General features: G+C 54.9%; 24 protein-coding genes. All 24 read right to left on the minus strand.

All coding sequences use genetic code 11. The features are described from left to right. Window positions 1-60 precede the first annotated feature (60 nt). Window positions 61-177 carry a 50S ribosomal protein L36 gene (gene rpmJ, locus GQX66_RS05485; protein WP_002555468.1) on the minus strand — a complete coding sequence of 39 codons (117 nt, stop codon included), beginning with the start codon at window positions 175-177 and terminating at the stop codon, window positions 61-63. Between the two features lie 27 nt (window positions 178-204). Further along, entirely contained in the window at window positions 205-1,533 is a 1,329-nt protein-coding gene (gene secY / locus GQX66_RS05490; RefSeq protein ID WP_003228718.1) for a preprotein translocase subunit SecY, read from the minus strand. Then, window positions 1,534-1,971: a 50S ribosomal protein L15 gene (rplO, locus tag GQX66_RS05495; RefSeq protein WP_003228720.1), complete on the minus strand. Its 438-nt coding sequence runs from the start codon at window positions 1,969-1,971 to the stop codon at window positions 1,534-1,536. Window positions 1,972-1,974: 3 nt separating this feature from the next. Further along, window positions 1,975-2,151: a 50S ribosomal protein L30 gene (rpmD, locus tag GQX66_RS05500; RefSeq protein WP_003176408.1), complete on the minus strand. Its 177-nt coding sequence runs from the start codon at window positions 2,149-2,151 to the stop codon at window positions 1,975-1,977. 2 nt (window positions 2,152-2,153) lie between these two features. Then, entirely contained in the window at window positions 2,154-2,654 is a 501-nt protein-coding gene (rpsE, locus tag GQX66_RS05505; RefSeq protein ID WP_007955637.1) for a 30S ribosomal protein S5, read from the minus strand. Window positions 2,655-2,657: 3 nt separating this feature from the next. Further along, on the minus strand, window positions 2,658-3,008 hold the full coding sequence (gene rplR, locus GQX66_RS05510; protein WP_003186037.1) for a 50S ribosomal protein L18: 351 nt from the start codon (window positions 3,006-3,008) through the stop codon (window positions 2,658-2,660). A 10-nt stretch (window positions 3,009-3,018) separates the two neighbouring features. Continuing rightward, on the minus strand, window positions 3,019-3,552 hold the full coding sequence (gene rplF, locus GQX66_RS05515; RefSeq protein WP_011336170.1) for a 50S ribosomal protein L6: 534 nt from the start codon (window positions 3,550-3,552) through the stop codon (window positions 3,019-3,021). Window positions 3,553-3,564: 12 nt separating this feature from the next. Next, a complete protein-coding gene (gene rpsH, locus GQX66_RS05520) occupies window positions 3,565-3,957 on the minus strand; it encodes a 30S ribosomal protein S8 (RefSeq protein WP_011336171.1) in 393 nt (130 codons plus the stop codon). A gap of 209 nt (window positions 3,958-4,166) precedes the next feature. Continuing rightward, window positions 4,167-4,472, minus strand: a complete 306-nt coding sequence (rpsN, locus tag GQX66_RS05525; protein ID WP_007955639.1) for a 30S ribosomal protein S14 — start codon at window positions 4,470-4,472, stop codon at window positions 4,167-4,169. Between the two features lie 13 nt (window positions 4,473-4,485). Then, window positions 4,486-5,025 carry a 50S ribosomal protein L5 gene (gene rplE / locus GQX66_RS05530; RefSeq protein WP_003210069.1) on the minus strand — a complete coding sequence of 180 codons (540 nt, stop codon included), beginning with the start codon at window positions 5,023-5,025 and terminating at the stop codon, window positions 4,486-4,488. Between the two features lie 20 nt (window positions 5,026-5,045). Beyond that, complete coding sequence (gene rplX / locus GQX66_RS05535) at window positions 5,046-5,360, minus strand: 50S ribosomal protein L24 (protein ID WP_003186046.1); 315 nt, start codon at window positions 5,358-5,360, stop codon at window positions 5,046-5,048. Window positions 5,361-5,371: 11 nt separating this feature from the next. Next, window positions 5,372-5,740, minus strand: coding sequence for a 50S ribosomal protein L14 (gene rplN, locus GQX66_RS05540; RefSeq protein ID WP_002555479.1), 369 nt, complete (start codon window positions 5,738-5,740; stop codon window positions 5,372-5,374). Window positions 5,741-5,763: 23 nt separating this feature from the next. Then, window positions 5,764-6,030 carry a 30S ribosomal protein S17 gene (rpsQ, locus tag GQX66_RS05545; protein ID WP_003194644.1) on the minus strand — a complete coding sequence of 89 codons (267 nt, stop codon included), beginning with the start codon at window positions 6,028-6,030 and terminating at the stop codon, window positions 5,764-5,766. A gap of 2 nt (window positions 6,031-6,032) precedes the next feature. After that, on the minus strand, window positions 6,033-6,224 hold the full coding sequence (gene rpmC, locus GQX66_RS05550; protein ID WP_002555481.1) for a 50S ribosomal protein L29: 192 nt from the start codon (window positions 6,222-6,224) through the stop codon (window positions 6,033-6,035). Continuing rightward, window positions 6,224-6,637: a 50S ribosomal protein L16 gene (gene rplP, locus GQX66_RS05555; RefSeq protein ID WP_003228729.1), complete on the minus strand. Its 414-nt coding sequence runs from the start codon at window positions 6,635-6,637 to the stop codon at window positions 6,224-6,226. Before rplP ends, rpmC begins: the two co-directional genes overlap by 1 nt. Window positions 6,638-6,649: 12 nt before the next feature. Further along, window positions 6,650-7,336 carry a 30S ribosomal protein S3 gene (rpsC, locus tag GQX66_RS05560; protein WP_003176422.1) on the minus strand — a complete coding sequence of 229 codons (687 nt, stop codon included), beginning with the start codon at window positions 7,334-7,336 and terminating at the stop codon, window positions 6,650-6,652. Between the two features lie 13 nt (window positions 7,337-7,349). After that, complete coding sequence (rplV, locus tag GQX66_RS05565; protein ID WP_003103908.1) at window positions 7,350-7,682, minus strand: 50S ribosomal protein L22; 333 nt, start codon at window positions 7,680-7,682, stop codon at window positions 7,350-7,352. A gap of 11 nt (window positions 7,683-7,693) precedes the next feature. Next, on the minus strand, window positions 7,694-7,969 hold the full coding sequence (rpsS, locus tag GQX66_RS05570; protein WP_003228731.1) for a 30S ribosomal protein S19: 276 nt from the start codon (window positions 7,967-7,969) through the stop codon (window positions 7,694-7,696). A gap of 16 nt (window positions 7,970-7,985) precedes the next feature. Next, window positions 7,986-8,810 carry a 50S ribosomal protein L2 gene (gene rplB, locus GQX66_RS05575; RefSeq protein ID WP_008018194.1) on the minus strand — a complete coding sequence of 275 codons (825 nt, stop codon included), beginning with the start codon at window positions 8,808-8,810 and terminating at the stop codon, window positions 7,986-7,988. 14 nt (window positions 8,811-8,824) lie between these two features. After that, a complete protein-coding gene (gene rplW / locus GQX66_RS05580) occupies window positions 8,825-9,124 on the minus strand; it encodes a 50S ribosomal protein L23 (protein WP_002555488.1) in 300 nt (99 codons plus the stop codon). Beyond that, complete coding sequence (gene rplD, locus GQX66_RS05585) at window positions 9,121-9,723, minus strand: 50S ribosomal protein L4 (protein WP_003228735.1); 603 nt, start codon at window positions 9,721-9,723, stop codon at window positions 9,121-9,123. The genes rplW and rplD overlap by 4 nt, the downstream gene beginning before the upstream one ends. A 12-nt stretch (window positions 9,724-9,735) precedes the next feature. Continuing rightward, complete coding sequence (rplC, locus tag GQX66_RS05590; protein ID WP_007955641.1) at window positions 9,736-10,371, minus strand: 50S ribosomal protein L3; 636 nt, start codon at window positions 10,369-10,371, stop codon at window positions 9,736-9,738. An 80-nt stretch (window positions 10,372-10,451) separates the two neighbouring features. Further along, window positions 10,452-10,763, minus strand: a complete 312-nt coding sequence (gene rpsJ, locus GQX66_RS05595) for a 30S ribosomal protein S10 (protein WP_003186070.1) — start codon at window positions 10,761-10,763, stop codon at window positions 10,452-10,454. A 158-nt stretch (window positions 10,764-10,921) separates the two neighbouring features. Then, a partial coding sequence (gene tuf / locus GQX66_RS05600) for an elongation factor Tu (protein WP_134020863.1) occupies window positions 10,922-12,034 on the minus strand: 1,113 nt, incomplete at its 5' end.

Consider the following 12,034-nt stretch of genomic DNA (forward strand, 5'->3'; position numbering starts at 1 on the left):
GTAATAACAAATAATCAACCCGGTAGCGCACTAGCTACCGGGCTTGAAGCACAATCACACTCAGCCTTGGCGCTGTTTGTGACGCGGTTCCGCGCTGCAAATTACTCGAACAACACCTTCGCGGCGAATAATCTTGCAGTTACGGCACAGCTTTTTCACCGATGCACGAACTTTCATCACCAACTCCTCGAACCTTATGGGTACTCAGCGCAACATGCCGCTGCCGTAACCCTTCAGGTTGGCTTTCTTCATCAGGGATTCGTACTGGTGCGAAACGAGGTGCGATTGTACTTGGGACATGAAGTCCATCACAACCACGACCACGATCAGCAACGAGGTCCCGCCAAGGTAGAACGGAACGTTTGCTGCAACCACCAGGAACTGGGGCAACAAGCACACGGCCGTCATGTAAAGAGCACCGAACATGGTCAAGCGAGTCAAAACGCCATCAATATAGCGTGCGGACTGCTCACCTGGACGGATGCCCGGAATAAAGGCACCGGACTTCTTCAGGTTTTCCGCTACGTCTTTCGGATTGAACATCAACGCCGTATAGAAGAAGCAGAAGAAAATAATCCCTGCACTAAACAGCAGAATATTCAACGGCTGACCAGGAGCGATCGACTGCGAGATGTCCTGCAACCAGCCCATACCTTCAGACTGACCAAACCAGGCACCCAACGAAGCCGGGAACAGCAAAATGCTGCTCGCGAAAATAGCCGGAATAACACCGGCCATGTTCACCTTCAGCGGCAAGTGGCTTGTCTGCGCAGCAAAAACCTTGCGGCCCTGCTGACGCTTGGCGTAGTGAACAGCGATACGACGCTGACCACGCTCAATGAACACCACGAAACCGATAATCGCTACTGCCAGCAAACCGATGGCAACCAAAGCGAAGATGTTGATATCGCCCTGACGCGCAGACTCGAAAGACTGCCCGATTGCTCTCGGAAGACCGGCGACGATACCCGAAAAAATCAACATCGAGATACCGTTGCCTACACCACGCTCAGTAATCTGCTCACCCAGCCACATCATGAACATCGCGCCAGCCACAAACGTGGAGACCGCGACGAAATGGAAGCCAAAGTCACCAGTGAACGCAACGCCCTGCCCCGCCAGACCAATGGACATGCCAATGGCCTGAACGAGAGCGAGGACGACGGTGCCGTAGCGGGTGTACTGGCTGATCTTGCGACGGCCAGCTTCACCTTCCTTCTTCAACTGCTCCAGCTGCGGGCTGACGGCGGTCATCAACTGCATGATGATCGATGCCGAAATGTACGGCATGATCCCCAGTGCAAAGATGCTCATCCGCTCCAGCGCGCCGCCGGAAAACATGTTGAACAAGCTAAGAATGGTCCCCTCATTCTGTCGAAACAGGTCTGCGAGTCGGTCCGGGTTGATACCTGGAACCGGGATGTGTGCGCCTATTCGGTAGACGATAATCGCCAGGAACAGAAAACGCAGACGAGCCCAGAGTTCAGACATACCGCCTTTGCCGAGCGCAGAGAGAGCACCTTGCTTAGCCATTTATTCCTCGAACTTGCCGCCAGCTGCTTCGATAGCCGCACGCGCACCTTTGGTGGCGCCGATTCCCTTGCCGATAGTGACAGCGCGAGTCACTTCACCGGACAGCATGATTTTCACACGCTGTACGTTGACGTTGATCACGTTGGCATCTTTCAGGGACTGCACGGTGACGATGTCGCCTTCCACTTTAGCCAGCTCGGACAGACGCACTTCTGCGCGGTCCATGGCTTTCAGGGAAACGAAACCGAACTTCGGCAGGCGACGATGCAGCGGCTGTTGACCGCCTTCAAAGCCTGGAGCGATGGTGCCACCGGAGCGGGAAGTCTGACCTTTGTGACCACGGCCACCAGTCTTACCCAAACCACTACCGATACCACGGCCCGGACGATGCTTTTCGCGACGGGAACCCGGCGCTGGACTCAGATCATTGAGTTTCATCGATTAACCCTCGACACGCAGCATGTAGTAAGCCTTGTTGATCATCCCGCGATTCTCGGGAGTATCCTGGACTTCTACAGTGTGACCGATGCGACGCAGACCCAGACCCTTAACGCACAGTTTGTGGTTAGGGATGCGGCCGGTCATGCTTTTGATCAGCGTAACTTTAACGGTAGCCATGATTACTTGATCTCCTCAACACGCAGGCCACGTTTGGCTGCAATGGATTCAGGAGACTGCATAGCCTTCAGACCCTTGAAAGTGGCGTGAACCACGTTTACAGGGTTAGTCGAGCCGTAGCACTTGGCCAGAACGTTCTGAACGCCAGCAACTTCGAGGACAGCACGCATAGCGCCGCCAGCGATGATACCGGTACCTTCAGAAGCAGGCTGCATGTACACCTTCGAAGCGCCATGGGCGGACTTCATTGCGTACTGCAGAGTGGTGCCGTTCAGATCAACCTGGATCATGTTGCGGCGAGCAGCTTCCATTGCCTTCTGGATCGCAGCAGGCACTTCACGCGACTTGCCACGGCCGAAGCCAACACGCCCTTTACCATCACCAACCACGGTCAACGCGGTGAAAGTGAAGATACGGCCGCCTTTAACGGTTTTGGCTACGCGGTTAACTTGAACCAGCTTCTCGATGTAGCCTTCGTCGCGCTTTTGGTCGTTATTTGACATAACTTAGAACTCCAGCCCAGCTTCACGAGCAGCATCAGCCAGCGCTTTAACGCGGCCGTGGTACTTGAAGCCAGAGCGGTCGAAAGCCACCTGCGAGACGCCAGCGGCCTTAGCACGCGTAGCGACCAGCTGGCCAACCTTAGTGGCCGCGTCGATGTTGCCAGTGGCGCCATCACGCAGTTCTTTATCCAAAGTCGAGGCGCTTGCCAGGACTTTGTTGCCGTCGGCCGAAATGACCTGGGCGTAGATGTGCTGCGAAGAGCGGAACACGCAGAGACGCACGACTTCGAGTTCGTGCATTTTCAGGCGTGCTTTGCGAGCGCGACGCAGTCGAGTAACTTTTTTGTCGGTCATTTGCTATGCCCTACTTCTTCTTGGCTTCTTTACGACGGACGACTTCGTCCGCGTAGCGCACACCTTTGCCTTTGTACGGCTCTGGTGGACGGAAGTCGCGGATCTCGGCGGCCACTTGACCTACCAGCTGCTTGTCGATGCCCTTGATCAGGATATCGGTCTGGCTAGGAGTCTCAGCGGTGATGCCTTCCGGCAGTTCGTAATCCACTGGGTGCGAGAAGCCAAGAGCCAGGTTCAGCACCTGACCTTTTGCTTGCGCTTTGTAACCAACACCGACCAGCTGGAGCTTACGCTCGAAGCCTTGGCTTACGCCCTGGACCATGTTGTTTACCAACGCACGAGTGGTACCGGCCATTGCGCGAGTCTGTTGATCGCCATTGCGAGCAGCAAAACGCAGCTCACCGGCTTCTTCAACGACTTCAACGGACGAATGGACGTTCAGTTCAAGAGTACCCTTGGCACCCTTCACCGAAAGCTGTTGGCCTGCGAATTTTACTTCGACACCGGCTGGCAGCTTAACGGGGTTCTTAGCGACGCGAGACATGCTTATCCCCCCTTAGAACACAGTGCAAAGAACTTCGCCGCCGACACCGGCAGCGCGCGCAGCACGATCAGTCATCACACCTTTGTTGGTGGAGACGATAGACACACCGAGACCGCCACGTACTTTTGGCAGTTCTTCGACGGACTTGTACTGACGCAGGCCTGGACGGCTAACGCGCTTCACTTCCTCGATGACCGGACGGCCTTCGAAGTATTTCAGCTCGATGGACAGCAGTGGTTTGGTTTCGCTGCTGATCTGATAACCCGCGATGTAACCTTCGTCCTTCAGGACTTTTGCTACAGCCACCTTCAACGTGGAAGACGGCATGCTTACGACGGACTTTTCAGCCATCTGGGCATTACGGATTCGAGTTAGCATGTCCGCTAACGGGTCCTGCATACTCATGGGCTAGACGCTCCTAATACAGAAAAATTAGCCTTGCGGCTACTACTTGTCGCCGAGAAATTCCGGGCATAAAAAACACGGGCTCAGGCGAGCCGGTCATTCTAGACATACCCCAGAAATGAATCAAGCCCCAAAAGGGGCTTGATTCAAGTTCAAGGCCACCGATGGTCAGGTTCTTGCGACCCCGACCATCAAGGCTTTGACAGCAATTACCAGCTGGCTTTAACCAGACCTGGTACGTCACCACGCATTGCCGCTTCACGCAATTTGTTACGGCCGAGGCCGAACTTGCGGTAAACGCCGTGCGGACGACCGGTCAGACGGCAACGGTTACGCATGCGCGAGGCGCTTGCGTCACGTGGCTGCTTCTGCAGAGCTACGGTAGCTTCCCAACGTGCTTCTGGACTTGCGTTCAGATCAACGATGATAGCTTTCAGCGCTGCACGCTTGACGGCGTACTTGGCAACGGTGAGCTGACGCTTCAGCTCACGGTTTTTCATGCTCTTCTTGGCCATTTTCCTACTCCAATCAGTTGCGGAACGGGAATTTGAAAGCACGCAGCAGAGCGCGGCCTTCATCATCGTTCTTGGCAGTGGTGGTCAGGGTAATGTCCAGACCGCGGAGAGCATCGATCTTGTCGTAGTCGATTTCCGGGAAAATGATCTGCTCTTTCACGCCCATGCTGTAGTTGCCACGACCATCGAAGGACTTGGCATTCAGGCCGCGGAAGTCGCGAACCCGAGGCAGGGAGATCGACAGCAGACGATCCAGGAACTCGTACATACGCTCACGGCGCAGGGTCACTTTGACGCCGATCGGCCAACCTTCACGGACTTTAAAGCCAGCGATGGATTTGCGAGCGTAGGTCACAACGACTTTCTGGCCGGTGATCTTTTCCAGGTCAGCAACAGCGTGCTCGATGACTTTTTTGTCGCCGATCGCTTCGCCCAGACCCATGTTCAGGGTGATTTTGGTAACGCGCGGAACTTCCATCACGTTCGAAAGCTTAAGTTCTTCCTTAAGTTTCGGAGCGATTTCCTTCCGGTAAATCTCTTTTAGTCGTGCCATGGTCTTCTACCTAGCAGTGTTCAAGCATCAACCGCTTTTTGGGTCGACTTGAAGACACGAATTTTCTTACCGTCTTCTACTTTGAAACCAACGCGGTCAGCCTTGTTGGTTTCGCCGTTGAAGATGGCGACGTTGGAAGCGTGCAGTGGCGCTTCTTTCTCGACGATACCGCCCTGTACGCCCGACATCGGGTTAGGCTTGGTATGACGCTTGACCAGGTTCAGACCACCAACAACCAGACGGTTGTCAGCAAGAACCTTCAGCACCTTACCGCGCTTACCTTTGTCTTTGCCGGCGATCACGATGATCTCGTCGTCACGACGAATCTTTTGCATGTCGGATCTCCTTACAGCACTTCTGGGGCGAGCGAGACGATCTTCATGAACTTCTCAGTACGAAGTTCACGGGTCACTGGCCCAAAGATACGGGTGCCGATCGGCTCTTGCTTGTTGTTCAGAAGAACAGCAGCGTTGCCATCAAAGCGGATAATGGAGCCATCAGCACGACGTACGCCGTGACGAGTGCGGACTACAACAGCAGTCATCACTTGGCCTTTTTTCACCTTACCGCGAGGAATTGCTTCCTTCACGGTAACTTTGATGATGTCACCGATACCAGCGTAACGACGATGGGAGCCACCCAGCACCTTGATGCACATAACGCGGCGAGCGCCGCTGTTATCGGCCACATCGAGCATGGATTGAGTCTGAATCATATAATTTCTCCGACCCCTAGCCCTTAGACTTCCACAGCGCGTTCGAGAACATCAACCAGCGCCCAAGACTTGGTCTTGGCCATCGGACGAGTTTCACGAATAGTGACTTTGTCGCCGATGTGGCACTGATTGGTTTCGTCGTGCGCGTGCAGCTTAGTCGAACGCTTAACGTATTTACCGTAGATCGGGTGCTTAACGCGACGCTCGATCAGAACGGTGATGGTTTTGTCCATCTTGTCGCTGACAACACGGCCAGTCAGCGTACGGACAGTTTTTTCGGCTTCAGCCATGATCACTTACCTGCCTGCTGGTTGAGCACAGTCTTCACGCGAGCGATGTCACGCTTAACTTGCGAGAGCAGATGAGACTGCCCCAACTGGCCAGTTGCTTTCTGCATGCGCAGATTGAACTGGTCGCGCAGCAAGCCGAGCAGTTGCTCGTTCAGCTGCTGTGCGGATTTTTCACGAAGCTCATTCGCTTTCATCACATCACCGTCCGTTTAACAAAGGAGGTGGCGAGCGGCAGCTTTGCAGCAGCCAGGGCGAAAGCCTCACGCGCCAGCTCTTCAGAAACACCCTCGATTTCATACAGGACTTTGCCTGGCTGAATCTGGGCAACCCAGTACTCCACGTTACCCTTACCTTTACCCATACGAACCTCGAGAGGCTTCTTGGAGATCGGCTTGTCCGGGAATACACGGATCCAGATCTTGCCGCCACGTTTTACGTGACGGGTCAGAGCACGACGCGCTGACTCGATCTGACGAGCGGTGAGACGACCACGAGCTACAGACTTCAGCGCGAACTCGCCGAAGCTGACTTTGCTACCGCGCAGTGCCAGACCACGGTTGTGGCCGGTCATCTGCTTGCGGAACTTCGTACGCTTAGGTTGCAACATTTGGCGTACCCCTTACTTAGCAGCTTTTTTACGAGGCGCTGGTGCTTGTGGCTTCAGCTCTTCTTGGCGACCACCAATTACTTCGCCTTTGAAGATCCAAACCTTTACACCGATCACACCGTAAGTGGTGTGAGCTTCGTAGTTGGCATAGTCGATGTCGGCACGCAGGGTGTGCAGTGGCACACGACCTTCGCGATACCATTCAGTACGTGCGATTTCAGCACCGCCGAGACGACCGCTCACTTGGATTTTGATGCCTTTGGCACCAATGCGCATGGCGTTCTGTACAGCGCGCTTCATGGCGCGACGGAACATTACACGACGCTCCAGCTGCTGAGCTACGCTCTGCGCAACCAGCATACCGTCGAGTTCCGGCTTGCGGATCTCTTCGATATTGATGTGCACAGGCACACCCATTTGCTTGGTCAGGTCCTGACGCAGCTTCTCAACATCTTCACCTTTCTTCCCGATAACGATACCTGGACGAGCGGTGTGGATGGTGATGCGTGCAGTTTGGGCCGGACGATGGATATCGATACGGCTTACGGACGCGCTTTTTAGTTTGTCTTGGAGGTATTCACGCACCTTCAGATCAGCGAACAAGTAGTCCGCATAAGTCCGACCGTCTGCGTACCAGACGGAGGTGTGCTCCTTGACGATTCCCAGGCGAATGCCAATGGGATGTACTTTCTGACCCATCTCTTCGACTCCGTTACTTGTCAGCAACCTTGACAGTGATATGGCAAGACCGCTTGACGATGCGATCAGCACGGCCTTTGGCACGTGGCATGATGCGCTTCAGCGAACGCCCTTCGTTGACGAAAACGGTGCTGACCTTCAGGTCATCAACGTCTGCGCCTTCGTTATGCTCGGCGTTGGCTACGGCCGACTCCAGCACTTTTTTCATGATCTCGGCGGCTTTCTTACTGCTGAAAGCCAACAGGTTGAGCGCTTCGCCCACCTTCTTCCCGCGGATCTGGTCGGCGACCAAGCGGGCTTTCTGGGCGGAGATTCGAGCGCCCGACAACTTAGCGGCTACTTCCATTTCCTTACCCCTTAACGCTTGGCTTTCTTGTCTGCCACGTGCCCGCGATAAGTGCGGGTACCGGCGAACTCGCCCAGTTTGTGGCCGACCATGTCTTCGTTTACGAGAACTGGGACGTGCTGACGACCGTTGTGTACAGCGATGGTCAAACCGACCATTTGTGGCAGGATCATCGAACGACGCGACCAAGTCTTAATTGGTTTGCGATCGTTCTTTTCCGCCGCCACTTCGATCTTCTTCAGTAGGTGAAGATCAATAAAAGGACCTTTTTTCAGAGAACGTGGCACTGTCGTATCCCTCTATTTACTTGCGACGACGGACGATCATTTTGTCGGTACGCTTATTACCACGAGTCTTCGCGCCCTTAGTCGGGAAGCCCCATGGCGATACCGGATGACGACCACCAGAGGTACGACCTTCACCACCACCATGTGGGTGGTCAACCGGGTTCATGGCAACACCACGAACGGTTGGGCGAACGCCACGCCAGCGCTTGGCACCAGCTTTACCCAGCGAACGCAGGCTGTGCTCGGAGTTCGAGACTTCGCCCAGGGTCGCACGGCACTCAGCCAATACTTTACGCATTTCACCGGAACGCAGACGCAGGGTCACGTAAACGCCTTCACGAGCGATCAGCTGAGCCGAAGCACCAGCGGAACGAGCGATCTGTGCGCCTTTACCTGGCTTCAGTTCGATGCCGTGTACGGTAGAACCGACTGGAATGTTGCGCAGTTGCAGAGCGTTACCTGGCTTGATTGGAGCCAGGGCACCTGCGATCAGCGTGTCGCCAGCACTCACGCCTTTAGGGGCGATGATGTAGCGGCGCTCGCCGTCTGCGTAGCAGAGCAGTGCGATGTGAGCAGTACGGTTTGGATCGTATTCGATACGCTCAACAGTGGCGACGATGCCATCTTTGTCGTTGCGACGGAAATCGACCATACGGTAATGCTGCTTATGACCACCACCGATGTGACGAGTGGTAATACGGCCATTGTTGTTACGACCACCAGTCTTCGATTTTTTCTCGAGCAGCGGTGCGTGAGGAGCGCCTTTATGCAGCTCCTGGTTGACCACCTTGACCACAAAACGGCGGCCAGGGGAAGTCGGTTTGCATTTAACGATTGCCATGATGCACCCCTTCCTTACTCAGCACTGCTGCTGAAATCGAGATCTTGGCCTGGCTGAAGGGAGATAACTGCCTTCTTCCAGTCATTACGCTTGCCCAGACCGCGAGCGGTGCGCTTGCTCTTACCCAGAACGTTCAGGGTAGTAACACGCTCAACTTTCACGCTGAACAGGCTTTCGACGGCCTTCTTGATTTCCAGCTTGGTTGCGTCAGTAGCAACCTTGAAAACGAACTGGCCTTTCTTGTCTGCCAGAACCGTAGCCTTCTCGGAAACGTGCGGGCCAAGCAGAACTTTAAATACGCGTTCCTGGTTCATCCCAGCAGCTCCTCGAATTTCTTCACGGCCGACACGGTGATCAACACCTTGTCGTATGCGATCAGACTAACTGGATCGGAACCTTGCACGTCACGTACATCTACGTGTGGCAGGTTGCGAGCAGCCAGGTACAGGTTCTGATCAACAGCGTCCGACACGATCAGAACGTCGGTCAGGCTCATGTTGTTCAGTTTGCCCAGCAGGTCTTTGGTTTTCGGAGTTTCAACTGCGAAATCCTGAACCACGACCAGACGATCAGTACGCACCAGTTCAGCAAGGATGGAACGCATTGCTGCGCGATACATCTTCTTGTTCAGCTTCTGCGAGTGATCCTGTGGACGAGCTGCGAAAGTGGTGCCGCCGCCGCGCCAGATTGGGCTACGGATAGTACCGGCACGAGCACGGCCAGTACCTTTCTGACGCCATGGGCGCTTACCGCCACCACGAACGTCGGAACGGGTCTTTTGCTGCTTGCTACCTTGACGGCCGCCGGCCATGTAGGCCACGACTGCTTGGTGAACCAGCGTCTCGTTGAATTCGCCGCCAAATGTCAGTTCGGAAACTTCGATCGCTTGAGCGTCATTTACATTTAATTGCATGTCAGCTTCCCCTTAACCGCGAGCCTTGGCTGCTGGACGTACAACCAGGTTGCCGCCAGTAGCGCCAGGAACAGCACCCTTGACCAGCAACAGATTGCGTTCAGCGTCCACGCGCACTACTTCCAGGGACTGCACGGTCACGCGCTCAGCGCCCATATGACCGGACATTTTTTTGCCCTTGAATACACGACCAGGAGTCTGGCACTGGCCGATAGAGCCTGGGACGCGGTGGGATACGGAGTTACCGTGGGTGTTATCTTGCCCGCGGAAATTCCAACGCTTGATCGTACCCTGGAAGCCTTTACCTTTGGACTGACCGGTTACATCAACCAGTTGACCAGCAGCGAAGATTTCAGCGTTGATCAGATCGCCGGCCTGGTACTCGCCTTCTTCAAGGCGGAATTCCATTACGGTACGACCAGCGGCAACGTTCGCCTTGGCGAAGTGGCCAGCCTGAGCAGCTGTTACACGGGAAGCACGACGCTCGCCGACAGTGACTTGCACTGCACGATAGCCATCGGTTTCTTCAGTTTTGAACTGGGTGACGCGATTCGGCTCGATCTCAATGACCGTGACCGGAATGGAGACACCTTCTTCGGTGAAAATACGGGTCATACCCGCTTTACGACCGACTACACCAATAGTCATGTTGTAAACCTCATGAGTGTACGGGGCTTTCACCCGCTATGGCCGCCCATTTCAGAGCGTTACACGACCAAGACCGAGTCTTAGCCGAGGCTGATCTGCACTTCCACACCGGCCGCAAGATCAAGCTTCATAAGTGCATCAACGGTTTTATCCGTTGGCTGGACGATGTCCAGAACGCGCTTATGAGTGCGGATCTCGTACTGGTCACGCGCGTCTTTGTTGACGTGCGGGGAAACCAGAACGGTGAACCGCTCTTTACGGGTAGGCAGTGGAATTGGACCACGCACTTGAGCACCAGTACGTTTCGCGGTTTCCACGATTTCCTGGGTTGATTGGTCGATCAGGCGATGGTCAAAAGCCTTCAACCTGATACGGATTTGCTGATTTTGCATTGGATTTCAGACTCCGGCTGCTATTCCCACCGGGCGCAATACGCCCGTTAAAAGGAGGCGCAATTCTATAGACGCCCCAGATAGGTGTCAACCCAATAAAAAAGCCCCCGCTAAGCGGGGGCTTTTTTCAACTCATCAAAGCTGACTCAATAAAGAGATCACTCGATGATTTTAGCTACGACACCAGCACCAACGGTACGGCCGCCTTCACGGATTGCGAAACGCAGGCCGTCTTCCATCGCGATGGTTTTGATCAGGGTAACAGTCATCTGAATGTTGTCACCTGGCATTACCATTTCAACGCCTTCTGGCAGCTCGCAGTTACCAGTCACGTCAGTAGTACGGAAGTAGAACTGTGGACGGTAGCCTTTGAAGAACGGAGTGTGACGGCCGCCTTCTTCCTTGCTCAGAACGTAAACTTCTGCGGTGAACTTGGTGTGCGGCTTAACCGAACCCGGCTTAACCAGAACCTGACCACGCTCAACGTCGTCACGCTTGGTGCCACGCAGCAGAACGCCGCAGTTCTCGCCAGCACGACCTTCGTCCAGCAGCTTGCGGAACATCTCAACACCGGTGCAGGTGGTGGTGGTGGTGTCACGCAGACCAACGATTTCCAGGGCGTCTTGAACGCGAACGATACCGCGCTCGATACGACCGGTCACAACAGTACCGCGACCCGAGATCGAGAACACGTCTTCGATTGGCATCAGGAAAGGCTTGTCGATAGCACGCTCTGGCTCTGGGATGTAGCTGTCCAGAGTTTCCACCAGCTTCTTAACAGCGGTGGTGCCCATTTCGTTGTCGTCTTTGCCTTCCAGCGCCATACGAGCCGAACCGATGATGATCGGAGTGTCGTCGCCTGGGAAGTCGTAGGTGGACAGCAGGTCGCGAACTTCCATCTCAACCAGTTCCAGCAGCTCAGCGTCGTCTACCAGGTCAGCCTTATTCAGGAAAACCACGATGTACGGAACGCCTACCTGACGGGACAGCAGGATGTGCTCACGGGTTTGTGGCATCGGACCATCAGCGGCCGAGCAAACCAGGATCGCGCCGTCCATCTGCGCAGCACCAGTGATCATGTTCTTCACGTAGTCAGCGTGACCTGGGCAGTCAACGTGAGCGTAGTGACGAATGTTCGAGTTGTACTCAACGTGCGCGGTGTTGATGGTGATACCGCGAGCTTTTTCTTCTGGAGCGCTGTCGATCTTGTCGAATTCAACTACGGCCGAACCGAAAACTTCGGAGCAGACGCGAGTCAGAGCAGCGGTCAG

This window comes from Pseudomonas sp. B707 (genome assembly GCF_022496685.1).
Classification (GTDB): domain Bacteria; phylum Pseudomonadota; class Gammaproteobacteria; order Pseudomonadales; family Pseudomonadaceae; genus Aquipseudomonas; species Aquipseudomonas paraglycinae.

Coding starts and splice junctions, on each gene's coding strand:
- rpmJ (WP_002555468.1), bottom strand. CDS start 177: ATGAAAGTTCGTGCATCGGTGAAAAAGCTGTGCCGTAACTGCAAGATT.
- secY (WP_003228718.1), bottom strand. CDS start 1,533: ATGGCTAAGCAAGGTGCTCTCTCTGCGCTCGGCAAAGGCGGTATGTCT.
- rplO (WP_003228720.1), bottom strand. CDS start 1,971: ATGAAACTCAATGATCTGAGTCCAGCGCCGGGTTCCCGTCGCGAAAAG.
- rpmD (WP_003176408.1), bottom strand. CDS start 2,151: ATGGCTACCGTTAAAGTTACGCTGATCAAAAGCATGACCGGCCGCATC.
- rpsE (WP_007955637.1), bottom strand. CDS start 2,654: ATGTCAAATAACGACCAAAAGCGCGACGAAGGCTACATCGAGAAGCTG.
- rplR (WP_003186037.1), bottom strand. CDS start 3,008: ATGACCGACAAAAAAGTTACTCGACTGCGTCGCGCTCGCAAAGCACGC.
- rplF (WP_011336170.1), bottom strand. CDS start 3,552: ATGTCTCGCGTCGCTAAGAACCCCGTTAAGCTGCCAGCCGGTGTCGAA.
- rpsH (WP_011336171.1), bottom strand. CDS start 3,957: ATGAGTATGCAGGACCCGTTAGCGGACATGCTAACTCGAATCCGTAAT.
- rpsN (WP_007955639.1), bottom strand. CDS start 4,472: ATGGCCAAGAAGAGCATGAAAAACCGTGAGCTGAAGCGTCAGCTCACC.
- rplE (WP_003210069.1), bottom strand. CDS start 5,025: ATGGCACGACTAAAAGAGATTTACCGGAAGGAAATCGCTCCGAAACTT.
- rplX (WP_003186046.1), bottom strand. CDS start 5,360: ATGCAAAAGATTCGTCGTGACGACGAGATCATCGTGATCGCCGGCAAA.
- rplN (WP_002555479.1), bottom strand. CDS start 5,740: ATGATTCAGACTCAATCCATGCTCGATGTGGCCGATAACAGCGGCGCT.
- rpsQ (WP_003194644.1), bottom strand. CDS start 6,030: ATGGCTGAAGCCGAAAAAACTGTCCGTACGCTGACTGGCCGTGTTGTC.
- rpmC (WP_002555481.1), bottom strand. CDS start 6,224: ATGAAAGCGAATGAGCTTCGTGAAAAATCCGCACAGCAGCTGAACGAG.
- rplP (WP_003228729.1), bottom strand. CDS start 6,637: ATGTTGCAACCTAAGCGTACGAAGTTCCGCAAGCAGATGACCGGCCAC.
- rpsC (WP_003176422.1), bottom strand. CDS start 7,336: ATGGGTCAGAAAGTACATCCCATTGGCATTCGCCTGGGAATCGTCAAG.
- rplV (WP_003103908.1), bottom strand. CDS start 7,682: ATGGAAGTAGCCGCTAAGTTGTCGGGCGCTCGAATCTCCGCCCAGAAA.
- rplB (WP_008018194.1), bottom strand. CDS start 8,810: ATGGCAATCGTTAAATGCAAACCGACTTCCCCTGGCCGCCGTTTTGTG.
- rplW (WP_002555488.1), bottom strand. CDS start 9,124: ATGAACCAGGAACGCGTATTTAAAGTTCTGCTTGGCCCGCACGTTTCC.
- rplD (WP_003228735.1), bottom strand. CDS start 9,723: ATGCAATTAAATGTAAATGACGCTCAAGCGATCGAAGTTTCCGAACTG.
- rplC (WP_007955641.1), bottom strand. CDS start 10,371: ATGACTATTGGTGTAGTCGGTCGTAAAGCGGGTATGACCCGTATTTTC.
- rpsJ (WP_003186070.1), bottom strand. CDS start 10,763: ATGCAAAATCAGCAAATCCGTATCAGGTTGAAGGCTTTTGACCATCGC.